22 protein-coding genes and 1 tRNA gene are annotated in these 19,811 nt (G+C 56.0%); 10 read left to right on the forward strand and 13 right to left on the reverse strand.

The window, feature by feature from the left end:
- Nucleotides 1-40 precede the first annotated feature (40 nt).
- Nucleotides 41-793 carry a cytochrome c biogenesis CcdA family protein gene (locus tag PEL8287_RS16925; RefSeq protein WP_085893617.1) on the reverse strand — a complete coding sequence of 251 codons (753 nt, stop codon included), beginning with the start codon at nucleotides 791-793 and terminating at the stop codon, nucleotides 41-43.
- A 92-nt stretch (nucleotides 794-885) separates the two neighbouring features.
- Between PEL8287_RS16925 and PEL8287_RS16930 the strand changes: the two genes are divergently transcribed.
- Nucleotides 886-1,134 (forward strand): sulfurtransferase TusA family protein, encoded by a 249-nt coding sequence (locus PEL8287_RS16930; protein WP_085893618.1) that lies wholly within the window; start codon nucleotides 886-888, stop codon nucleotides 1,132-1,134.
- A 51-nt stretch (nucleotides 1,135-1,185) separates the two neighbouring features.
- Here PEL8287_RS16930 and PEL8287_RS16935 read toward each other — a convergent pair whose 3' ends face one another.
- The 7 genes from PEL8287_RS16935 to purC all read right to left on the reverse strand — a co-directional run bounded on the left by PEL8287_RS16935 (nucleotide 1,186) and on the right by purC (nucleotide 10,259).
- On the reverse strand, nucleotides 1,186-3,927 hold the full coding sequence (locus PEL8287_RS16935; protein WP_085893619.1) for an Rne/Rng family ribonuclease: 2,742 nt from the start codon (nucleotides 3,925-3,927) through the stop codon (nucleotides 1,186-1,188).
- Between the two features lie 410 nt (nucleotides 3,928-4,337).
- Nucleotides 4,338-5,672, reverse strand: coding sequence for a sigma-54-dependent transcriptional regulator (locus PEL8287_RS16940; RefSeq protein WP_085893620.1), 1,335 nt, complete (start codon nucleotides 5,670-5,672; stop codon nucleotides 4,338-4,340).
- 6 nt (nucleotides 5,673-5,678) lie between these two features.
- Entirely contained in the window at nucleotides 5,679-7,439 is a 1,761-nt protein-coding gene (locus tag PEL8287_RS16945) for a sensor histidine kinase (protein ID WP_085893621.1), read from the reverse strand.
- Nucleotides 7,440-7,478: 39 nt separating this feature from the next.
- Nucleotides 7,479-8,147, reverse strand: a complete 669-nt coding sequence (gene purQ / locus PEL8287_RS16950; RefSeq protein ID WP_085893622.1) for a phosphoribosylformylglycinamidine synthase subunit PurQ — start codon at nucleotides 8,145-8,147, stop codon at nucleotides 7,479-7,481.
- Between the two features lie 10 nt (nucleotides 8,148-8,157).
- The gene (locus tag PEL8287_RS16955) at nucleotides 8,158-9,201 is read right to left on the reverse strand and encodes a zinc-dependent alcohol dehydrogenase family protein (RefSeq protein WP_085893623.1); all 1,044 of its coding nucleotides are present in this window, start codon (nucleotides 9,199-9,201) and stop codon (nucleotides 8,158-8,160) included.
- A complete protein-coding gene (gene purS, locus PEL8287_RS16960; RefSeq protein ID WP_085893624.1) occupies nucleotides 9,201-9,440 on the reverse strand; it encodes a phosphoribosylformylglycinamidine synthase subunit PurS in 240 nt (79 codons plus the stop codon). Before purS ends, PEL8287_RS16955 begins: the two co-directional genes overlap by 1 nt.
- A 57-nt stretch (nucleotides 9,441-9,497) precedes the next feature.
- The gene (purC, locus tag PEL8287_RS16965; RefSeq protein WP_085893660.1) at nucleotides 9,498-10,259 is read right to left on the reverse strand and encodes a phosphoribosylaminoimidazolesuccinocarboxamide synthase; all 762 of its coding nucleotides are present in this window, start codon (nucleotides 10,257-10,259) and stop codon (nucleotides 9,498-9,500) included.
- Between the two features lie 156 nt (nucleotides 10,260-10,415).
- Between purC and PEL8287_RS16970 the strand changes: the two genes are divergently transcribed.
- The 3 genes from PEL8287_RS16970 to PEL8287_RS16980 all read left to right on the forward strand — a co-directional run bounded on the left by PEL8287_RS16970 (nucleotide 10,416) and on the right by PEL8287_RS16980 (nucleotide 12,186).
- Nucleotides 10,416-10,730: a DUF1476 domain-containing protein gene (locus tag PEL8287_RS16970; RefSeq protein WP_085893625.1), complete on the forward strand. Its 315-nt coding sequence runs from the start codon at nucleotides 10,416-10,418 to the stop codon at nucleotides 10,728-10,730.
- A 165-nt stretch (nucleotides 10,731-10,895) separates the two neighbouring features.
- A complete protein-coding gene (gene bmt, locus PEL8287_RS16975) occupies nucleotides 10,896-11,906 on the forward strand; it encodes a betaine--homocysteine S-methyltransferase (RefSeq protein ID WP_085893626.1) in 1,011 nt (336 codons plus the stop codon).
- On the forward strand, nucleotides 11,863-12,186 hold the full coding sequence (locus tag PEL8287_RS16980) for a methionine synthase (RefSeq protein WP_139837841.1): 324 nt from the start codon (nucleotides 11,863-11,865) through the stop codon (nucleotides 12,184-12,186). The genes bmt and PEL8287_RS16980 overlap by 44 nt, the downstream gene beginning before the upstream one ends.
- Here the strand turns inward: PEL8287_RS16980 and PEL8287_RS16985 are convergent.
- Nucleotides 12,168-13,253 (reverse strand): PA0069 family radical SAM protein, encoded by a 1,086-nt coding sequence (locus PEL8287_RS16985; RefSeq protein WP_085893628.1) that lies wholly within the window; start codon nucleotides 13,251-13,253, stop codon nucleotides 12,168-12,170. The two genes, PEL8287_RS16980 and PEL8287_RS16985, sit on opposite strands and share 19 nt — an antisense overlap.
- 211 nt (nucleotides 13,254-13,464) lie before the next feature.
- Between PEL8287_RS16985 and PEL8287_RS16990 the strand changes: the two genes are divergently transcribed.
- From PEL8287_RS16990 to PEL8287_RS17005, 4 genes are all read left to right on the forward strand, one after another.
- Entirely contained in the window at nucleotides 13,465-14,169 is a 705-nt protein-coding gene (locus PEL8287_RS16990; RefSeq protein WP_085893629.1) for a cobalamin B12-binding domain-containing protein, read from the forward strand.
- A gap of 99 nt (nucleotides 14,170-14,268) precedes the next feature.
- Nucleotides 14,269-14,484: a hypothetical protein gene (locus PEL8287_RS16995; protein WP_085893630.1), complete on the forward strand. Its 216-nt coding sequence runs from the start codon at nucleotides 14,269-14,271 to the stop codon at nucleotides 14,482-14,484.
- 3 nt (nucleotides 14,485-14,487) lie between these two features.
- Complete coding sequence (locus tag PEL8287_RS17000; RefSeq protein WP_235862326.1) at nucleotides 14,488-14,814, forward strand: YbjQ family protein; 327 nt, start codon at nucleotides 14,488-14,490, stop codon at nucleotides 14,812-14,814.
- Complete coding sequence (locus PEL8287_RS17005; RefSeq protein ID WP_085893631.1) at nucleotides 14,801-15,457, forward strand: DUF1638 domain-containing protein; 657 nt, start codon at nucleotides 14,801-14,803, stop codon at nucleotides 15,455-15,457. Before PEL8287_RS17000 ends, PEL8287_RS17005 begins: the two co-directional genes overlap by 14 nt.
- Here PEL8287_RS17005 and PEL8287_RS17010 read toward each other — a convergent pair.
- Nucleotides 15,433-15,843 carry a SufE family protein gene (locus PEL8287_RS17010; RefSeq protein ID WP_085893632.1) on the reverse strand — a complete coding sequence of 137 codons (411 nt, stop codon included), beginning with the start codon at nucleotides 15,841-15,843 and terminating at the stop codon, nucleotides 15,433-15,435. The two genes, PEL8287_RS17005 and PEL8287_RS17010, sit on opposite strands and share 25 nt — an antisense overlap.
- Before the next feature lie 126 nt (nucleotides 15,844-15,969).
- Here PEL8287_RS17010 and PEL8287_RS17015 point away from each other — a divergent pair, with 126 nt between their 5' ends.
- The gene (locus PEL8287_RS17015; protein WP_085893633.1) at nucleotides 15,970-16,485 is read left to right on the forward strand and encodes a hypothetical protein; all 516 of its coding nucleotides are present in this window, start codon (nucleotides 15,970-15,972) and stop codon (nucleotides 16,483-16,485) included.
- Between the two features lie 115 nt (nucleotides 16,486-16,600).
- Here PEL8287_RS17015 and rnd read toward each other — a convergent pair whose 3' ends face one another.
- From rnd to purM, 3 genes are all read right to left on the reverse strand, one after another.
- Nucleotides 16,601-17,758 (reverse strand): ribonuclease D, encoded by a 1,158-nt coding sequence (rnd, locus tag PEL8287_RS17020; protein WP_085893634.1) that lies wholly within the window; start codon nucleotides 17,756-17,758, stop codon nucleotides 16,601-16,603.
- A gap of 96 nt (nucleotides 17,759-17,854) precedes the next feature.
- Entirely contained in the window at nucleotides 17,855-18,448 is a 594-nt protein-coding gene (purN, locus tag PEL8287_RS17025) for a phosphoribosylglycinamide formyltransferase (RefSeq protein WP_085893635.1), read from the reverse strand.
- Entirely contained in the window at nucleotides 18,445-19,494 is a 1,050-nt protein-coding gene (purM, locus tag PEL8287_RS17030) for a phosphoribosylformylglycinamidine cyclo-ligase (protein WP_085893636.1), read from the reverse strand. Before purM ends, purN begins: the two co-directional genes overlap by 4 nt.
- Before the next feature lie 109 nt (nucleotides 19,495-19,603).
- On the opposite strand from purM, the gene PEL8287_RS17035 reads away from it, so the two are divergent.
- Nucleotides 19,604-19,680 (forward strand) — tRNA-Ile (locus tag PEL8287_RS17035).
- Nucleotides 19,681-19,811: the final 131 nt, after the last annotated feature.

Consider the following 19,811-nt stretch of genomic DNA (forward strand, 5'->3'; position numbering starts at 1 on the left):
GTCGAAAAAGGTTAGCGCAGCTTTCGAGCAAGGGTAAGCCTTATCCAAGGACTGCCAGCGCCGGAAAGTTTTCAAGCAGCCAGAACGAAAACGCCGAAAAACCACCCGTTAGCATCAGCAGGCCGATGGTCCAAAGCAGCAGGCCCATGACCCTTTCGATTTGTTCCATATGCCGTTTCATCCAGTTCATCACACCCGTCAGGCGCGGCAGGAACGCGGCCACCAACAAAAACGGTACGCCAAGGCCAACAGCATAGACCGCAAGTAATAGCGTCCCCCGCGTGACCGAGCCCTCGGACGCGGCCAAAGACAAGATTGCCCCCAGTTGCGGACCGATACAAGGTGTCCAGCCAAACGCAAAGGCCAGACCCAGCACATAGGCGCCAAAGGATGATCCCCCCCTGTCGCCAACATCCAGCCGGGCCTCGCGATTCAGAAACGGAATGCGGAAAACGCCAATAAAATGCGCGCCGAAAACCATCACCAAAAGGCCCGCGAAGGTGTTGAAATAGCCCTGGTATTGCAAGAACACCGAGCCGATGGCCGACGCAGTGAACCCCAGAAACAGAAACACAGTGGACAGACCCAGCACAAAAAACAGGGCCGGTACGATGGCGCGCGCACGGCTGCGGCTGCTATCCGAAAGATCGCTTAGGGTAATGCCGCTGATATAAGCCAGATACGGTGGGACAATAGGCAAAACACAAGGGCTGAGAAACGAGATCACTCCCGCCACCAGCGCCACGATCATGGCAGGTATCAGCCCTGCATCGATAATTTCGATTCCAAACATAGAACCGACATAGTCAATTCAAAGCCCGCCGTCACGACTGTTGCAGTCACAACCTTGTGGACAGTTTGAAATAACACAATTATCCCGCAGTTATGGATAGTGTAGAGACAATAGATGCAACCGGATTGCTGTGCCCCCTTCCGGTATTGAAGCTGCGCAAGCGGCTAAAATCGCTGGCACCCGGAGACTGTATCGAAATGCTGGCTGATGATCCGGCAGCGATTGTCGATGTTCCGCATTTCTGCACCGAAGCCGGGCACGAGCTGCTTGCTGCAACCGAAAAAAGTGGCGTTCAGGTTTATATCGTCCGCAAAGCAGTCGCCGACATACCCACCCCATAAAAACGCCACGCAGGTCAGGGCGTGGCGTTTTCGCAGAAAATTGAAACTGGCTTAGCGGGCCAGTGACCACCAGCCCCGGCGCTTGGGCTTGGATGGGTCTTCGGGCAACTCTGCGGCTTTGGGTTCAGCGGCCACTTCGTTTGCGCTTTCCGTTTGCTCGGTAACCTCAGCTGCCTCAACTTCGATATTTTGCTGCACGGGTTCTTCTTGTGTCTCTGCGGCGCCGTCAGCTTTTACCGGCGTTGCGTCAGGGGCATCAGATGCTTCTACCGTTGCCGTCTCGGTCGTCAGCTCAGGTTCTTTCTTTTTGGCACGTGAACGACGGGGGCGTTTCTTGGGCGCCTCCTCTGGTGCTTCCTCAGTCGCAGCAAGTGCCCTTGCCGAGGAGTCCTCTGCCTCAGCGTCTTGCGTGCCGGCGCTTGTTGCATCCGCGCCGGCAACCACTTCGGGTTGTTCGGCCTTCTTGCGTGGTCTGCGCGTCCGCTTAGGCTTGGACTTTGGCTCTTCTGTTTCGGCCTCGGCCGCAGTCTCGGGCTCGGCGACGGTCGTTTCTTCTGGCGCCGCCTCAGTGCTTTCTGAAGCGGATGAATCGCCATCCTGCGCTTCAGTATCGTCTGCGCTGTCAGCCTCGGCTCCGTTCTCGGCGCCTGACGATTTTGACCGGCGGCGGCGGCGGCGACGGCGTTTTTTCGGTTTTGTCTCGTCCTCAGCGTTGTCAGAAACGGCACTGACATCTGCTTCGACTTCTTCTTCCAAATCAGCCTCTGCATCGACGTCATCCATCAAAGAGCTATTGACGGAAACAACAGGCATCGTGGCCTCAGGAACAGCACGGGTGGCGGTTTTGAACTTCTCCAGCGTGAAATCGGGGCTGACCAGCATGGTGTCCCCCTCGATTCGAACCGACAGGCCATAACGCGCTTCAATCTGTGCTACATGCTCGCGTTTCTGGTTCATCAGGAAGTTGGCAATACTGACAGGGCATTTGACCAGAACTTCGCGGGACCGGCGGCGCACACCTTCTTCTTCGATCTGACGCAGAATGCTCAGCGCCATGTTGTCATCCGAACGTATCAATCCGGTGCCATGGCATGCCGGACAGGGCTGCGTTGTGGCCTCGATCATGCCGGGCCGCAGGCGTTGACGCGACATTTCCATAAGGCCAAAGCCCGAAATCCGTCCCACCTGAATGCGGGCACGGTCAGTTTTCAGCTTGTCCTTCATCCGCTTTTCGACGGCAGCATTGTTACGGCGTTCGTCCATGTCGATGAAGTCGATCACGATAAGGCCCGCAAGGTCGCGCAGACGCAACTGGCGGGCCACTTCTTCAGCGGCCTCCAGGTTGGTCTTGGTCGCGGTTTCCTCGATCGAGCCTTCCTTGGTGGCCCGGCCCGAGTTCACGTCGATCGCGACAAGCGCTTCAGTCACACCAATGACGATATAGCCGCCCGATTTCAGCTGAACCGTCGGGTTGAACATCCCCGAAAGATAGCTCTCAACCTGATGACGCGCAAAAAGCGGCATCGACTCGCTATAATGTTTCACGTTCTTGGCATGGGACGGCATGATCATTTTCATGAAGTCCTTGGCGATGCGATAGCCGCGCTCGCCCTCGACCAGAACCTCGTCGATCTCGCGGTTATAAAGGTCGCGGATCGAGCGTTTTATCAGATCGCCCTCTTCATAGATCTTGGCTGGCGCAATGGATTTCAGCGTCAGTTCGCGGATCTGCTCCCACATGCGTTGAAGGTATTCGTAATCGCGTTTGATCTCGGATTTCGTCCGCTTTGCACCAGCGGTGCGTACAATCAGCCCCGCGCCCTGGGGCACATCAATCTCGTTGGCAATCTCTTTCAGCTTCTTGCGGTCTACAGCATTGGTGATCTTGCGGCTGATACCGCCGCCGCGCGCTGTGTTGGGCATCAGAACACAGTAACGGCCGGCAAGGCTTAGATAGGTGGTCAGCGCTGCGCCTTTGTTGCCGCGTTCTTCTTTGACGACCTGCACCAACAGTATCTGGCGTACCTTGATGACTTCCTGAATCTTATACCGGCGCGGGCGCGGCTTGCGTACCGGACGAATATCTTCGCTGTCGTCTTCTTCGGCTACCGATTCAATTGAATCGTCCTTGATGGACGCATCAGCCGTTCCCGGTTCATCCTCGTCGTCGAGGTCATTGCCGGCATCATTTCCTGAAGGCGCAACTTCGTCCTCAACCTGATTTTCAACGGCAGTCTCGTCTTGGGAATCTTCTGTTTCGGGTTCAACTACAGGCGTTTCTGCAACCGTTTCCATGGGAGACAAACCTTCAGTTGCCCCGGCTTCGTCCGGATCATCGTCCAGATCGATTGTCTCCATACCCGAAATTTCGGAATCAACGACATCTGTCGCGACGACTGCGTCACCGGCCTGAGTTTTTTCTGCCTTGGACTTTGAGCGCGAGCGCGAACGTGGGCGTCTTTTGGGTTTCTCGTCTTCTTCGTCCTTTGCCTTCATTGCTTCGGCATAGGCGCGCTCTTCTTCCATAAGCGCTTCACGATCAGCTACTGGAATCTGATAGTAGTCCGGATGTACCTCCGAGAAGGCCAGAAAGCCATGTCGATTACCACCGTAGTCAACGAACGCCGCCTGCAGCGACGGTTCAACCCGGGTAACTTTTGCTAGATAGATATTACCGGCAAGCTGCCGTTTATTTTCGGATTCAAAATCAAATTCCTCGACCTTGTTTCCGTCGACCACCACAACGCGGGTTTCTTCCGCGTGGGTGGCATCGATGAGCATTTTCTTAGGCATTTTTTCCGTTTGCACCGCGGCACGCGCGCCTGCCCCGGAGGGGCGGCACGTGGCAAGAGGTGTCTGATAAGGGCGATAGCGGGCGCGCAAGCAAAGGTGCCGTTACCGGCCCCTGCTCTGACGTTTAAATGTTTCGCGCGCTTCATCGCGGTTCTTCTTCTCCGGCACCTTATTGGGCGCCAATTCAAGGCCTGCTCAGTCTTTGTCAGAACCGGCAGGCATATATTTGGTCTCTTTTGAAGACCCAATCAGCCTGTTCAGATGTGCGGAAAAGCTTCCTAGCATAATCAAAACAGCGAATCTCTCATGGCGAACACGCTCATTGACGCGCCTCGCCCTACAAATCACACTAAAGGGTGTGCAGGTAGAATTACAATGCCGAAAATGTGTATTGTGCTCGAATGCTGAGATCAGAGGTAGTCTGAACGTTGCAATCCATACTTGGCCATTTTCTCGTTTAGCGTGCGCCGAGGCAGGCACAATTCATCCATGACAGAGGCAATACTGCCCTTGTGACGACGCATCGTGTTGTCAATCAACATCCGCTCAAACGCTTCAACATATTCCTTTAGCGGTTTGCCCTCGGTGGTCATGACCGGCTGCATTTCCTGATGGTCAGACATCAGAAGTGAAGCAATAGTGCCGCTGCCTCGTCTCGACTGTAGTACCGCTCGCTCAGAAATGTTAAATAACTGCCGCACATTGCCCGGCCAGGGCGCCTGCAACAATTGTGCCGCTTCCTGTGCGGAAACCTGCGGCGGCTCACACCCATAGTCATCGGCAAACTGTTCCCCAAAACGGGTAAAGAGGGTCAGAATATCTTCACCCCTCTGACGTAGCGGCGGCACCGTAATCCTGAGCGATGCCAGTCGATAGAACAGATCCGCACGAAGAGCGTCTTCGCAGGTGCGGTCTTGCTCTTGCATGTTGCAGATTGCGACAATGCGGGTTTCAGGCGGTGTGCCCTCATCGTTGATAAAGGTAAGCAGCCGCGCTTGGGCCGCATCACTCAGGGCTTCGATATCTTCCAGCACCAAAGTGCCGCCGCGCGCCTCTTCAACAGCGGGCAACTGGCTATCTTCAGGGTTCATCGGGCCAAACAGGCGTTTGACCAACGCATCCGGCTCGAAGGCGGCACAAGACACCAACACGAATTTCTTTCCGGCCCGGGCCCCTACTGCGTGCAGCGCATGCGCTACCAGAGTCTTACCGGTTCCGGTTTCGCCCTCGATCAGCACATGGCCATCCGCCTGCCCCAGATCCAGAACATCCTCTTTCAGCCGCTCCATCACCGGGCTTGCACCGATCAGCTTTTTCATCAGCTGACCGCCATCAGACAATTCTCTGCGCAGCGCCCGGCTATCGAGGGTCATCCGCCGCGAATTGGTGGCTTTCTTCGCCAACTCGTTCATCCGGTCAGGGTTGAACGGTTTTTCCAGGAAATCGTAGGCGCCGATACGCATCGCCTCGACGGCCATTGGCACATCCCCGTGGCCCGTGATCATAATGACAGGCAGGCTTGAATCCGTCCCCATGAGCTTTTTGAGAAACTGCATCCCGTCCATGCCGGGCATTTTGATATCTGTAACAACGATCCCCGGATAATCAGGGGTAAGAATTTTGAGTGCCTCTTCGGCGCTCGGAAACGCCTCGGTGTCATAGCCGGACAAGGCCAGCCATTGGCTGATCGACTGGCGCATGTCTTTTTCGTCGTCAATGATCGCAATTTTCATCGCACTTGGCATTTTTCGTTACTCCGCTGCACGGGTCTCTTCTGGCAAGATAGGTAACTGTACCTCAAATACAGCCCCCCCGCCTGCTGCATTGCGCGCGGTAAGGCGCCCCCCAAGGTCGTTCACGATCCCGGAGGAAATGGCAAGGCCCAGTCCGACACCATCGCCGGGCTGTTTGGTTGTGTAGAAAGGCTCGAACAACTTGTCGAAATCGTTGATACCGTACCCATTGTCGCGCACTGTCAGCATCGCTGTCTCTCCTGCTGCAAGCAGAATATCAACTGTAGCATCCTCAACGTTCTCCGTCGCATCCATCGCGTTACGCAAAAGATTGATCATCACCTGCTCGACGCGCACCCGATCCGCCATGACCATCACCGGCTCACTGGGCAACGCGCGGGTGATCTTGACCCTGCCCTGACGCAGTTGAGGCTCCATCATAGATAAGGCCGAGGCAAGCGCATCGCCCATATTTACAGGCTCAAACGTGTCTCCACTGTGTCGGGCGTAAGATTTCAACTGCTTGGTGATCGCCCCCATCCGTTCGATCAGATCGTCGATGCGTTGAAACGACGACAAGGCTTCGTCCGGGCGATGGCGATTCAGCAAAAGACGCGCCCCTGCGAGATATGTCTTCATTGCCGCAAGCGGCTGATTCAGTTCATGACTTACAGCGGCTGACATTTCGCCCAAGGCGGCCAGTTTCGAGCTTTGCGCAAGCGTCTGTTCAGCCACTGCCAGGTTCTCTTGAACGCGCTCACGCTCGGCAATTTCCCGCTGCAACCTTGCGTTCAATGCGCGAAGCTCTGCCGATTCCCGCTGGAACAAAGCCATGCGCACGGCGGTCTTTCGGTTCAGAAAATAGAAGGCAAGTGCAAGAAGAATCGCAAATGCCATGATTTCCAGTGCCAGAACCCCGTTCACCTTTTCGCGCACACTGGCGTAGGTTGTGAAGCTGGCGATCCGCCAGCCGCGAAAGGCAACACGGCCTTCGACCCGCATCACGGCCTCGCCCTGCAAATAGGCGTCAGCTGGCAAGGTCGTCCAGTCCGCGGTTGCCTGAATAGCGCGTTGGATAGCACTGTTTACCGGTTCGCGCGCCAGGGCATCGGCCTCACTCAGACCGCGCCAACGCGGTTCAGTCGCCAGAATGATCCGGCCTTCGGTATCCGTAACCAATACCGCATCAGAGATACCGGCCCAGGCACGTTCATATTTGCGCAGGTCCACTTCGACGACGATCACACCGACAAGTTCGTTCTGGCTTTCGATACGTCGTGAATAATAGAAATTGTATTGTCCGGTTTCCTGCTTCAACACTTTGAAAACAGTGTCCGATGATCGCAACGCGTCTACATAATATGGCGCTTGTTTGAGAGATTGGCCCAGGGAATTTCTGACCGTTGAAGCAACTGTGCGGCCTTCATTGTCGAGCAACGTCAAAGACGCGGCCCCGATCTCATCCAGGAACGAGATCAGCCGCTGTGTGGATTGCGCATAATCCCCGGTGTTGAGCGCCGAAATCAATGTCGGGTCGCGTGCCAGCAATTGTGGAACAATCGCGTTCTGCCGAAGTTCACTCAGCAGATTTCCACTGTAAAGCACCAGCCGCAATTCGGCGCGATTGCGGGTATTTTCAGTGAAACGGTCTGTCAGCAGCTTATTGGTGAAAAGCACTATGGAAACAGCCAGCGCTATCAGCAGGATAAGCACGATTCTTACGCGCCACCTTCTGGGGCGCATCCGGTTTAGGGAAATGGTCGCGGGCGTGTTTGCCATAGTGCCAACCTACGCGGCGCAGGCCGAAGCCTCAAGCGCTCAGGCGTGGGCAAGCTGATCAATCAGACCCCTGAACAGTGCGGCACCGTCAGTGCCGCCATGCAACGGATCAGCCATGCGCTCAGGATGCGGCATCATCCCGAGAACCCGGCGATTCTCTGAAAGGATTCCAGCAATGTCGCGCGCCGACCCGTTGGGGTTATCCACATAGGTAAACGCGATCCGGTCATCGCCCTGCAAACGGTCCAGCGTCGCCTCGTCGGCGAAATAGTTTCCATCGTGATGCGCGATCGGGACCGTAATTATCGCGCCCTTCTCATAGCCCGACGTATAGGCACTGTTCGTGGTTGCCACACGCAATTCAACTGGCTTGCAGATATATTTCAGGTTCGCGTTGCGCAGCAGGACACCCGGCAATAGTCCCGTTTCTGTCAAAACCTGAAAACCATTACACACCCCAAAGACGTATCCGCCCTTGTTGGCGTGTTTGATGACGGACTGACAGATAGGAGAATTGGCCGCAATAGCGCCGCAGCGCAGGTAGTCACCAAAGGAAAATCCACCCGGAACCCCGATCAGATCGATCCCTTCAGGCAGAGCGGTGTCCTTGTGCCAGATCATGGTCACATCGGCACCGGCATTTTCCAACGCCACAGCCAGATCACGGTCACAGTTGGATCCGGGGAAGACGATGACAGCCGCTTTCATGGCGCTCTCCTTAGCTTGAAAAATCTGTGATGACTGCTACGCCGGGCGGGGCGGCTTTGTCAAACGCCGCCAGCTCGGAATTTACACCGCTCAGGGCAATCCGGCGCGTCACCAGCGGGCTGAGGTCAACATGTCCGCCTTCGATCAGGCTCAGCAGGCTGGGATAGCGCCAGCTTGGCATGCCGCGCGTGCCGTAGATCGCCAGTTGGCCGGAATAAACCACATCCATCGGAATTGGCATGATGGCATGATCGCCCGCCGGCATGCCAACCTGCACCATCCGCCCCAGTTTTCGCAGGGATTTCAGCGCACCTATCGTTGTCGCTGCGACGCCCAGGGCCTCAATTGCCAGATCCGCACCACCACCGGTGATATCGCGCACCGCCTGCGCCGCATCCGTCTGGGCCGCATTTATCACCGCATCCGCCCCAAGGCTTGTGGCATAGGCCAGTTTTTCGGGCACGATATCGACCACAACAACACGCGCGCCCAGGGCACGCCCCAGCAAAAGCGCCGAAATTCCCACGCCCCCGCCGCCAAACACCGCCAGCCACTCGCCGGGGCGCAGGGCGGCGCGTCCGGTCAGCGCATGCCAGGCGGTTGTGACCCGGCAGCCAAGGCCTGCGGCCAGTTCCGGGCTGATACTTGCGGGCAAGGCGGTCAGGTTGGCATCGGCAAAAGGCACAGCAATCTGTTCTGCAAAGGCCCCCGGTATGGTGAACCCCGGCACTGCCTGATCAAGGCAGATCGTCTGGTTTCCGGCGGCGCAATCGGGGCAAGCGCCACAGGCCAGAATAAAGGGCGCAATCACCCGGTCGCCCAACCGCCAGCGGGTTACGCCCTGCCCAACGGCGATCACCTCGCCGCAAAATTCATGACCCGGCGTATGTGGCAGCGAAACATCAGGGTCCGCTCCAACCCACGCATGCCAGTCAGAGCGGCAAACCCCGCAAGCCAGCACCCTGACGACTACACCGCCCTTTGGTGGCTCAGGATCAGGCAGATCGACAATTTCCAGAGGTGCGCGCCAGGCGGTCAGCCGGGCAGCCCGCATCAGGCCAGCTCCACCGAGTAGCTTTCGATCACGGTATTCGCCAGCAGCTTTTCACACATGTCGGTCACGGTCTTGCGGGCCTTCGCCTCATCGGTCTCGGCCAGATCAAGTTCGATCACCTTACCCTGACGTACGCCCTCGACCCCGTCAAAGCCAAGGCTGCCAAGTGCGTGTCGCACCGCCTCGCCCTGCGGATCCAGAACCCCGTTTTTCAACATGACATGCACGCGTGCTTTCATGGCTCATTTCCTGTTTTTCGTCGGTGTCGGGCACCGGGTGGCAATTCTCGGTCCGGATCAGTTGATCAGCGTGGGCCGTGTCATCGGTGTTGCGTTCTTCGGCATCACCCCCAAACGCGTGGCCACTTCGGTATAGGCATCCGTCAGACTGCCCAGGTCGCGGCGGAACACGTCCTTGTCCAGTTTCTGACCGGTTTCGATATCCCACAGGCGGCAACTGTCGGGGCTGATTTCATCGGCCACGATCAGCCGCTGGAAATCCCCATCATACACCCGGCCGATCTCGATCTTGAAATCAATCAGCCTGATGCCGACGCCGTACATCACACCCGCCAGAAAATCATTTACCCGAAGCGCAAGGCTTAGGATATCGTCCATGTCCTGCTGACTGGCCCAGCCAAAGGCGGCAATATGTTCTTCGGTGACCAGCGGATCGCCAAGCGAGTCGTCTTTCAGGCAATATTCCACGATCGGCCGGGGCAGTTGGGTACCTTCGTCCATACCAAGCCGCTTGGCCATCGTCCCGGCGGCGTAGTTGCGCACGATCACCTCAAGCGGGATAATTTCGCAGGCACGAACCAGTTGTTCGCGCATATTCAGCCGTTTCATGAAATGCGTGGGCACACCAATATTGTTGAGCCCCGTCATGAAATATTCAGACAGCAGGTTGTTCAACACACCCTTGCCCTCAATTACAGCTTTCTTTTCAGCATTAAAGGCCGTGGCGTCATCCTTGAAATACTGCACAATGGTGCCCGGTTCGGGCCCCTCGTACATGGTTTTCGCCTTGCCTTCGTAAATTTTCTTACGCCGTGCCATGGACACTCCGTCGCTTAGCCGGGGCCGAGTCCCCAATGCCGTTGCGTCCTCATAGTGCATGGGCAGCATTGTCGCAAGATGGCGTTGGGGCTTGCCCTTGCTGCGCCGGAGTTGCATATCTGTTTCAACATCAACACCTGATCAGGGGAATTGCCCATGACCACCTTCGACGACCGCGAATCCGCATTTGAAAACAAATTTGCCCATGACGAAGAAATGAACTTCCGCGCTGAGGCCCGCCGCAACAAGCTTCTGGGCCTTTGGGCAGCCGAGTTGATGGGCAAAACCGGCGAAGACGCTGACGCTTACGCAAAAGAGGTTGTTAAGTCGGATTTCGAAGAAGCCGGTATTGAAGATGTCGTGCGCAAGGTCGCCGGCGATCTGGGCGATATCGCTGATGCCGACACGATCCGGAAAAAAATGGCTGAACTTCTGATCGTTGCCAAAGGCCAGATCCTTAACGAAGTCTGACCAGGCTCAATTTCAACGCAAAGGCGCGCCCTGTCGGCGCGCCTTTGCCATTCATGATGCTGTGGCCAAATACAAACTGGCCTCACTATTGTGTTGAAAAAAATGAATTTGCGCTGACCAGGTAATCATGACAGTGCAGGCATGACTCTTAATTGGAAAACACAGATGACCAACGCTTTGTCCCAAATGCTGGAAAGCCGCGACTGGATTCTGGCCGACGGTGCCACAGGCACAAATCTTTTCAACATGGGGCTCGAATCGGGTGATGCGCCCGAAATGTGGAACGATAAGCACCCGGATCGCATTCAAAAGCTTTATTCAATGGCAGTGAACGCAGGCAGTGATCTGTTCCTGACCAATTCATTCGGGGGCAATGCTGCACGCCTCAAGCTGCATGGCGCCGAGAAACGTGCAAATGAGCTTTCGCGCATCTCGGCCGAGATCGGTCGTGACGTTGCCGACAAAGCAGGCCGAAAAGTGATCGTCGCGGGCTCGGTCGGGCCGACCGGAGAAATAATGGCGCCCTTGGGTGCGCTGACCCATGCGCTGGCCGTCGAAATTTTTCATGAGCAAGCTGAAGGTCTGAAAGACGGCGGCGCCGATGTGCTGTGGCTGGAAACCATTTCAGCGCCTGAAGAATACAAAGCGGCTGCCGAGGCCTTTAAACTGGCGGACATGCCCTGGTGTGGCACGATGAGTTTTGACACTGCCGGTCGCACGATGATGGGACTGACATCGGCCGAGATGGTTTCGATGGTAGAGAAACTCGATCATCCACCACTGGCGTTTGGGGCCAATTGCGGCGTCGGCGCGTCCGATCTTTTGCGGACCGTTCTGAGTTTCGCGGCCCAGGGCACTGAACGCCCGATCATCGCAAAGGGTAACGCAGGCATTCCAAAATACGTAGATGGTCATATCCACTACGATGGGAATCCCGATCTGATGGCCGATTACGCCTGTCTGGCGCGTGATGCAGGGGCAACTATCATTGGCGGCTGCTGCGGCACCATGCCAGAACATCTTGAAAAAATGCACGAGGCACTGCACACCCGCCCGCGCGGTGAACGCCCGGCGCTCGACGAGATTGCCAGCAAGCTTGGTGCTTTTTCCTCGGCGGCTGATGGCACCGGTGATGACGAGGCCGCGCCACGCCGCACCCGTCGTCGGCGCGGCTGAACCGGTCAGCCTAAAGCAGGTCACACTCAACATGTTTCGTCTTATCCTCGCCATTCTTGGGTTTGTGGCTCTGGGGGCGTGGGTCTTCGGTTACATCTGGATATCGGCCATGGCCTGCGCCTTTTCCGGCCCCAACAACACGTCCTGCACCGTTCCGCGTCCATGGCAGTTAGGTGGCGAAGACCTTTGGCTAATGGTGATACTGCCTGCGATGCTGGTTACAGCAATTTTTGGCCTGGCCTGGTTGGTGGGGGGCAAGCGTCAGAGCAACGACAGCTGATCGCCCGGCCTTAGCGGTCTTTTAAACAGATCGCAGCGCAATGGCGGCAGAGGCGCGTTCAAGCCAAGCTTTTGCGCTGCCTTCTGAAACCGATCGGCAATCATTTCTGCATAGCGCCCGCTACCGCGCATCCGCCGCCCCCAGTCAGCGGCATAGTTCTTGCCGCCGTGCATGTCGCGCACCAACCCCATTATGCGGCCTGCCCGATCCGGGTAGTGCACCTGCACCCATTCCTGAAACAGCGGCGCCACCTCTAGTGGCAGGCGCAGCATGATCCAGCTGGCTGCCACGGCTCCGGCATCATGCCCAGCCTGCAAAAGCGCCTCAATCTCGTGATCAGTCAGCCCCGGAATGATAGGCGACGTCATGATCCGCACCGGCACACCCGCGTTGCTAAGCGCCCGGATCACAGCCAGCCGACGCTGCGGGGCGGGTGCGCGCGGTTCCAGTTTGCGCGACAGGCCCGCATCCAGCGTGGTCACCGATATCCCGACACGCACCAGTCCACGCGCGGCCATATCTGACAGGATATCAATATCACGCTCGATCAAAGTGCCTTTGGAAACCACCGCCACGGGATGATTGAAATTGCTTAATACCTGAAGGCACTTACGCATGATCTCATGTTTTTTTTCGATCGGCTGATAGGGGTCGGTGTTCGTACCAATAGCAATCGTCCGAGGTTGATAGGATTTTTGCCGCAGCTCTTGCTCCAGCACTTTGGGTGCGTCGGGGCGTGCAATCAGCCGGGTTTCAAAATCAAGACCCGCAGACATCCCCAACCAGGCGTGCGATGGACGGGCAAAGCAATAGATGCACCCGTGTTCGCAGCCGCGATAAGGATTGACTGACCGGTCAAAGGGCAGATCAGGCGAGCGATTATACGTGATGGCACGTCTGGGCACTTCGACTTCGGTATCGGTGCGCACCAACCGGATCTCTTCTTCGATTTCCCAGCCGTCCCCGTCATACGCTGTCTGCAGTTTTTCAAATCGCCCCGAGGCGTTACTATGCGCCCCACGTGCCCGCGTTCGTAGCGATGGATTGAGCGATTTGTCTGGTGACATCGCACAAAATTAGAACATACAGTGAACATATGCAATAAAGTCATGTAGAAGATGACAAGTTTTCTTTCAAACCTTCGTCAATAACAGGCTATACGTCGGAAGAGGCGCGGCCAATGTCGCAATTCGGAAAGTGCGATTGCGACAAATTGACGAAAGCTGCATAAAAAGAATAACCCCGCGCTGCGGCGCCTAAAGATCAAGGATTTCTGTAATGTCTGACGAAGAAGACGACATCATCCTGTCGGAACTGGACGACGAAGAACTTGTCCAGCAGATGTTCGATGACCTCTACGACGGTCTCAAGGAAGAGATCGAAGAAGCTGTGAACATCCTTCTTGAGCGGAAATGGGAACCCTACCGCATTCTGACCGAAGCGCTTGTGGGGGGAATGACCATCGTCGGTAAAGATTTCCGCGACGGCATTCTGTTCGTGCCTGAAGTTCTGTTGGCCGCTAACGCAATGAAGGGTGGTATGTTCATCCTCAAACCACTGCTGGCCGAAACCGGCGCACCGCGTGTCGGCAAAATGGTCATCGGTACGGTCAAGGGCGATATTCACGACATCGGTAAAAACCTCGTGTCGATGATGATGGAAGGCGCCGGATTTGAAGTGGTCGATCTGGGCATCAACAACCCTGTCGAAAACTACCTGGAAGCACTGGAAACCGAAAAGCCTGACATCCTGGGCATGTCGGCGCTGCTGACCACAACCATGCCGTATATGAAGGTTGTGATCGACACGCTGGTAGAGCAAGGCAAACGCGACGACTATGTCGTATTGGTCGGCGGCGCGCCACTGAACGAAGAATTTGGCAAAGCCATTGGCGCCGACGCCTATTGCCGCGATGCGGCTGTAGCCGTGGAAACCGCCAAGGATTTCATGTCGCGCAAACACAATCAGGGCGCCACGGGGTGATTTACCTCACCCTTTAGGCACTATAAAAAAAACCCTGCCCGCTTGGCAGGGTTTTTATTTGCCCGCCTGTGCCTATCTGACTGGGTAAAGGATACCGTGATGCCGTTGGATAAATTCGTTCTGATCCTTGTCTGCGTAACACTGGCTGCCGGTGTCACGATTTGGCTTGGTTTTATGTTTGCCGCGACTGTCAACCTGCCGTTCGGCTGGCTTGGGCTTATCCCCGCTGCGTTGATCGGGTACGTCGTTTTTCGCGTCATTGCCGAGCGTGTGGGCAATGCAGAAGATGATCACTATGATAAAATGGATCACTGACGGATGATGATTTTTGTAACGACCCCGGACATTGCCGGCCGCAAGGTCAGTCAAACCTTGGGAATGGCGCGCGGCTCTACCGTGCGGGCCAAACATCTGGGCACCGATATCGTTGCAGGTCTGAAAAAGCTCGTGGGCGGCGAAATCTACGGATACTCTTCCCTGATGGCCGGAGCGCGCGAACAGGCCATCGACCGAATGTTGGCACAGGCCAGCGAAATGGGCGCCGATGCCGTCGTCTGCGTCCGGTTCGAGACCTCGGCCATCATGGGAAATGCGTCGGAAATTGTAGCCTATGGAACAGCGGTGCGCCTTGATGTTGCCCAATGATGAAATCCTGACCGAGGCCGGTTTTGATTCCACTGAGAAATCCGCGCGGCTTTTGCTAATCGCATGCGGCGCGCTGGCCCATGAAATTCTGGCGCTCAAACGGGCCAATGGCTGGGATCACATGACCCTGACCTGCCTGCCTGCCAAACTGCACCTTTATCCCGACAAAATAACCCAGGCTGTGGCCGAGGCGGTCGAGAAACATCGCAAGGATTTCGACGAGATTTTTATCGTCTACGCCGATTGTGGCACCGGTGGTCTGCTGCAGGCCAAATGCGATGAATTAGGCGTTAAAATGGTTGAAGGCCCGCATTGCTATTCGTTTTTCGAAGGCAACGATGCCTTTGCCAGCCGTGCCGACAGCGGCGAAATTACCGCGTTTTATCTGACTGATTTTCTGGTCAAACAGTTTGATGCCTTCGTCTGGAAACCCATGGGGCTGGATCGCCATCCGGAATTGCGCGACATGATTTTCGGCAACTATACCAAGCTTGTCTATCAGGCCCAGACGAACGACCCCAAACTGATTGAAAAAGCCCGCGAATGTGCCGCCCGGCTGGACTTGGATTTTGAATACCGGTTCACCGGCTACGGCGATCTGGCCACAACACTTGGGGCTCAGGCCGCCTCGGACGCCACCTGACGGATCCTCTCGATCATCGCACGCAACCCGTTTGAGCGCTGTGCAGAAAGGTGATCGTTCAGCCCTAACCGGGCCAGTTCTGCAGGTGCATCGACCTTTTGCACCTCAGTGACGGGCACACCATTGTACAAAGCCCGCAAAACCGAAATCAAACCCCGCACGATCAGAGCATCACTGTCGCCATCAAAGGTAAAAACACCACCATCGGTGCGCGGATGCAGCCAGACCTGACTGGCGCAGCCATCAACTTTGGTCGCGGGCACCTTCAGTGCGTCATCCAAAGGCGCCATTGTCTTGCCCTGGTCGATGACGTAGCGATACCGGTCTTCCCAATCCTCAAGGAACTCGAAATCCGCAACGATGTCTTCAAAGGCTTCTGTGGCCATTTTTCCCTCCTGGATGCGTTGTGAAAACACCTAGGGGCGCATTTCGCTGAGGTCCAGTACAACCTTGCACCTTTTCAACACGGGTCGGATAGGTTAACCGGAAAGAAAGACACAAAGGCAGTTGCGATGCGGATCCTTGTTACAGTTCTGGTGGTCTCTTCCCTGATGTTAACCGGCTGCAGCCGGTTGCGCGATTCGCGGGCTAATCCCGCAAACTGGTTTGGAAAGAGTACCTCGCGTCCGGTTGCCGAAACGCAAGCAGGACAGAACAATCCGCTTATCGAAGAAGAAACCGGTATTTTCAGCCGCAGGAAGAAAGCCAAAGTTTATACCGGCACGCCCGTGGACCAGATCACGTCATTGTCGGTTGAGAAGACAAGTGAAGGTGCCATCATTAGCGTTATCGGGCTTAGCCAACTTCAAGGTGCATACAATGTAAAACTGACATCGGACACGGATGGAGAACCGGTGAACGGTGTACTGACATATACCCTGAAGGCCGTTCAGCCTCAGGACCAGCCACAGGGCGCGCAACGCTCAAGGACTATCCATGCAGCACGCTTTGTGTCAAATGGCACGCTTGAGAAGGTCACAACAATTAATGTCAGGGCGGCCAGAAACGTACAGACGACCCGCCGCTAAAGCGTTTTGCATTTAATCTGAGTTACAGATTTGACGTAAAACGCCCACAACATTGAGGTCGCGTGGACCTTCTCCATTTTCCCTTATTTAGGAAAAACGCAAAAGGCTTTAGCGCCTACAATTCGACAGTCTGAACCGAGCTTCCCTTAACCGACAAGGCTATTTCCCCATTGCACAGGCGCAGCGCGTCTTGGCCAAAAACATCGTTGCGCCAACCGCGCAGCGCAGGCACGTCGCGCGCGCCCCCGGCAATCGCATCCAGATCAGACGCCGTGGCAATCAGTTTCGACGCCACGCCGAAATCTTCGGTTTTTGCCTTCAGCAGCACGCGTAACAGATCTGCCAAGGCTGGATTAACCTGCATCTTGTCGCCGGATTTGTCGATTTTGGGCCACTTATCCTGCGGACATTCCAACCCCGCCTTAACAGCGGCCAGAATCCCATCAGCGATGTCCCCCTTACGTGCCTCGCGCAACAGCAGTCGTGACCTGTTCAGGTCCAACGGTGTTGCCGGTTTGGTTGATGCCAGTTCGACCAGCGCATCATCCTTGAACACCCGGTTACGAGGAATGTTGCGGGCCTGCGCATAAATTTCGCGAAACCGGGCCAACTCGCGGACTATCGCCATAAACTTGCCCGACGCATTCCGGGTCTTGATCCGCTTCCAGGATTCTTCAGGGTGCACCTGGTACGTCGCCGGGTCGGTCAGTATCTGCAATTCCTCTGACACCCATTTTTTTCGGTCTGTCGTCTCCAGTTTTTTTGCCAGATATTCATAGATGACCCGCAGATGGGTTACATCAGCCAGCGCATAGGTCTTTTGGGCGTCGGTCAAGGGTCTGCGCGACCAGTCTGTAAATCTCGAGGTCTTGTCCAGCGGTTGCTTGGCAATCCGGCGCACCAAAGTTTCATAACCTGCCTGCTCGCCAAAGCCACAGACCATAGCTGCCACTTGGGTGTCGAACATGGGTTCGGGAATAACACCTGCATCCACATAGAAAATCTCAAGATCCTGACGAGCCGCATGAAACACCTTTACCACCGAGGTGTCACGAAACAGGTCGTAGAGAGGCTCAAGCGACAAATCGTCAACCAGTGGGTCTACCAGAACAGCACTGTTTTCATCCTTGCCCGGCACAGCAAGCTGTATCAGGCAGAGCTTGGAATAGTAGGTCCGTTCACGTAGAAATTCGGTGTCCACGGTAACATAGTCATGCGCTTTTGCGGCCTTGCAGAATTCGGCCAGTTCCTGAGTCGTTGTAAGTGTTTTCATCCGGGGTATTTCTTGTTGATTAATTTGTCTCGGCACGCAGGCCCCCTGCCCCGGTATAAGGCAGCAATGCTCAAATGAAAATGGTCGTGTGATGGTTCAGGGCAAAAGCAGCAATTGCCTGTTACCGGCAGCAAAGCGGCGCAACACTGCGGGGTATAAAATATGTTCCTGCTTCAACACACGTGCTGCCAGACTATCCGGCGTATCATCTGATCTGATGGGCACCCGTGCCTGCCCAAGGATGGGCCCGTCATCCAATTCGGGTGTGACTTCGTGAACCGTACAGCCCGCTTCTGTGTCACCGGCCTCAATGGCGCGGGCATGGGTTTTCAATCCCCGGTATTTTGGCAAAAGCGACGGGTGGATGTTCAGCATCCGACCCTGCCATTGGCTTACAAAGCCTTCAGTCAGGACCCGCATGAAACCGGCAAGGCAAATAATATCAATCCGATAGGGTTTCAGGGCTGCGTTGATAGCCGCCTCAAAGGCTGCCCGGTCTTCCCCAAACGGACGGTGATCAACCACTTCGGTTGCAATCCCCTGCGCCGCAGCCCAGGCAATTCCACCGGCGTCATCCCGGTTCGAAAAAACCACAACAGGACGCGCCGGGTGGTCATCGACCATGTCCTCCACAAGCGACCGCATATTCGAACCGCCACCGGACAGGAAAATGGCAACCCGTTTCGTCACAGCAAGGCCCCGCTATACCGGACCTCGCCTGTGCCCTTGGTGATGCGGCCGATCTCATATACCACCTCGCCTGACGCGGTCAGCGCCTGCGTTACAGAAGCGCTGTCAGCGGCGGCCACAACAATCACCATACCCAAACCAGAATTGAAGGTCTTGAGCAATTCCGATTCTGACATTTTGCCTTGCGCAGCCAGCCACGCAAACACCGGCGGCAGCTTCCAGCTATGCAGGTCAACATCGGCTGCCGTTCCCTTGGGTAACACGCGCGGCAGGTTCTCGGTTAGTCCTCCGCCGGTAATATGTGCCAGCCCATGTACAGCACCCTTGCCCATCGCATCCAGAACTCCGCGCACATAAAGACGCGTAGGCGTCAGCAGCACAGATCCAAGGGACCCTTCAGCCCAGGGACAGTCATCGTCCCATCCAAGGCCTGAAATCTCGACAATCCGGCGGACCAGTGAATAGCCGTTCGAATGAACACCGTCACTGGCCAGCCCCAGCAACACGTCACCCTCGACAATCCCGTTTGGCAGTTCCTGCCCACGCTCCATTGCGCCGACGGCAAAGCCCGCCAGATCAAAGTCGCCCGCCGGATACATGCCCGGCATTTCGGCAGTCTCACCACCGATCAGGGCACAACCCGAATCTTCGCAACCCTTTGCAATGCCTTCGATGATCCGCGCCGCCTGTTCCAGCTCCAGCTTTCCGGTAGCGAAATAATCAAGAAAGAAAAGCGGTTCCGCCCCCTGGCAAACCAGATCATTCACACACATCGCCACGAGATCAATGCCAACGCCATCAACATTTCCGGTATCAATCGCGATACGCAACTTGGTTCCAACACCATCGGTTGCCGCCACCAGTACCGGATCGGAGAATCCCGCCGCTTTCAGATCGAACAGCCCGCCAAATCCGCCAAGGCCCGACATGACACCGCTACGATTGGTGCGCTTGGCGGCGGGTTTTATCCGGTCGACCAGGGCATTGCCCGCATCAATATCTACGCCTGCATCGGCATAGGTTATACCATTCTTATTGTCGGTCATGGGCCGGGCTCCCTGTTACGATGGCGCAGCAGTTAGACCATCCTCGCGCTCTTCGCAATCTCAAAGCCTTGACGTCCGCCGCGGCTCTGCGTACCACACGTATCAGGTCGGGCCTGTAGCTCAGTTGGTTAGAGCAGAGCGCTCATAACGCTTTGGTCGTAGGTTCGAGTCCTACCGGGCCTACCAGACAGTCTTATGCTGTCAGCCGCCTTTCCCTACACTCAGTATTACCGCGTGTTTTCCGAGGGTTAGTGGGGTGGTTGTGGTATTTTTCTTATTGGTTTGGCGCAGAGACGCTCAGATCCGGCTGGATTCTT

The sequence above is a fragment of the Roseovarius litorisediminis genome, from assembly GCF_900172295.1.
GTDB classification, from domain to species: domain Bacteria; phylum Pseudomonadota; class Alphaproteobacteria; order Rhodobacterales; family Rhodobacteraceae; genus Roseovarius; species Roseovarius litorisediminis.

Excerpts from the sequence above, each read along its gene's own strand:
- PEL8287_RS16985 (WP_085893628.1), bottom strand. The coding sequence starts at position 13,253 with ATGTCACCAGACAAATCGCTCAATCCATCGCTACGAACGCGGGCACGT.
- PEL8287_RS16980 (WP_139837841.1), top strand. The coding sequence starts at position 11,863 with ATGACGAGGCCGCGCCACGCCGCACCCGTCGTCGGCGCGGCTGAACCG.
- PEL8287_RS16955 (WP_085893623.1), bottom strand. The coding sequence starts at position 9,201 with ATGCGGGCTGCCCGGCTGACCGCCTGGCGCGCACCTCTGGAAATTGTC.
- PEL8287_RS16945 (WP_085893621.1), bottom strand. The coding sequence starts at position 7,439 with ATGGCAAACACGCCCGCGACCATTTCCCTAAACCGGATGCGCCCCAGA.
- purM (WP_085893636.1), bottom strand. The coding sequence starts at position 19,494 with ATGACCGACAATAAGAATGGTATAACCTATGCCGATGCAGGCGTAGAT.
- PEL8287_RS16940 (WP_085893620.1), bottom strand. The coding sequence starts at position 5,672 with ATGCCAAGTGCGATGAAAATTGCGATCATTGACGACGAAAAAGACATG.
- PEL8287_RS17015 (WP_085893633.1), top strand. The coding sequence starts at position 15,970 with ATGCGGATCCTTGTTACAGTTCTGGTGGTCTCTTCCCTGATGTTAACC.
- purQ (WP_085893622.1), bottom strand. The coding sequence starts at position 8,147 with ATGAAAGCGGCTGTCATCGTCTTCCCCGGATCCAACTGTGACCGTGAT.
- PEL8287_RS16930 (WP_085893618.1), top strand. The coding sequence starts at position 886 with ATGGATAGTGTAGAGACAATAGATGCAACCGGATTGCTGTGCCCCCTT.
- PEL8287_RS16995 (WP_085893630.1), top strand. The coding sequence starts at position 14,269 with ATGCCGTTGGATAAATTCGTTCTGATCCTTGTCTGCGTAACACTGGCT.
- PEL8287_RS16925 (WP_085893617.1), bottom strand. The coding sequence starts at position 793 with ATGTTTGGAATCGAAATTATCGATGCAGGGCTGATACCTGCCATGATC.
- PEL8287_RS16935 (WP_085893619.1), bottom strand. The coding sequence starts at position 3,927 with ATGCCTAAGAAAATGCTCATCGATGCCACCCACGCGGAAGAAACCCGC.
- PEL8287_RS17000 (WP_235862326.1), top strand. The coding sequence starts at position 14,488 with ATGATGATTTTTGTAACGACCCCGGACATTGCCGGCCGCAAGGTCAGT.
- PEL8287_RS16990 (WP_085893629.1), top strand. The coding sequence starts at position 13,465 with ATGTCTGACGAAGAAGACGACATCATCCTGTCGGAACTGGACGACGAA.
- PEL8287_RS17010 (WP_085893632.1), bottom strand. The coding sequence starts at position 15,843 with ATGGCCACAGAAGCCTTTGAAGACATCGTTGCGGATTTCGAGTTCCTT.
- bmt (WP_085893626.1), top strand. The coding sequence starts at position 10,896 with ATGACCAACGCTTTGTCCCAAATGCTGGAAAGCCGCGACTGGATTCTG.
- purS (WP_085893624.1), bottom strand. The coding sequence starts at position 9,440 with ATGAAAGCACGCGTGCATGTCATGTTGAAAAACGGGGTTCTGGATCCG.
- purC (WP_085893660.1), bottom strand. The coding sequence starts at position 10,259 with ATGGCACGGCGTAAGAAAATTTACGAAGGCAAGGCGAAAACCATGTAC.
- PEL8287_RS16970 (WP_085893625.1), top strand. The coding sequence starts at position 10,416 with ATGACCACCTTCGACGACCGCGAATCCGCATTTGAAAACAAATTTGCC.
- PEL8287_RS17005 (WP_085893631.1), top strand. The coding sequence starts at position 14,801 with ATGTTGCCCAATGATGAAATCCTGACCGAGGCCGGTTTTGATTCCACT.
- rnd (WP_085893634.1), bottom strand. The coding sequence starts at position 17,758 with ATGAAAACACTTACAACGACTCAGGAACTGGCCGAATTCTGCAAGGCC.